The organism is Novosphingobium sp. 11B (assembly GCF_054589055.1).
On the sequence record NZ_BAAILP010000265.1, the window covers coordinates 1 to 438 of the forward strand.

The following is a 438-nucleotide window of genomic DNA, read 5'->3' on the forward strand; positions in this document are numbered from 1 at the left end:
ATGCCGTTCGACCAGCGTCGCGATGTAGCTGTTCTTCGTGCCTCCGATCAGATCGCCTTCCCAGTGACCGGGAATGGCGCGGTCCTCGACAGAGGCGGGGCGTTCGCTGATCGAGACGGCATCCTTGATCTGGCCATGTCCGTTACGCTTGAGGCTGGCGTGCCGGGACCTGCGGATCGTGCGCCGGGCGCGCAGATGCTCCAGCAGTTCCTTCTTCAGAACTCCGCGCGCCTGTATGTACAGGCTTCTGTAGATGGTCTCGTGCGACACCTGCCTGTGCGGCTCCTCGGGAAAGCTGCGCCTGAGCCACCCCGCGATCTGTTCCGGTGACCATTTGCGGCGCAGCTTGGCCGATACTGCCCGTGCCAGTGGCGGCGAGCAAGCCAGCTTGCAGGGCTTGGGCCGCAAGGCACGGTCCCATGCCGCCTGATCGGACGC

The 438-nt window shown here is 65.1% G+C and carries 1 protein-coding gene; it reads right to left on the reverse strand.

All coding sequences use genetic code 11. From position 1 onward, the window contains the following. A partial coding sequence (locus tag ACYPYD_RS22965) for an IS30 family transposase (protein WP_459665739.1) occupies nt 1–438 on the reverse strand: 438 nt, incomplete at both ends.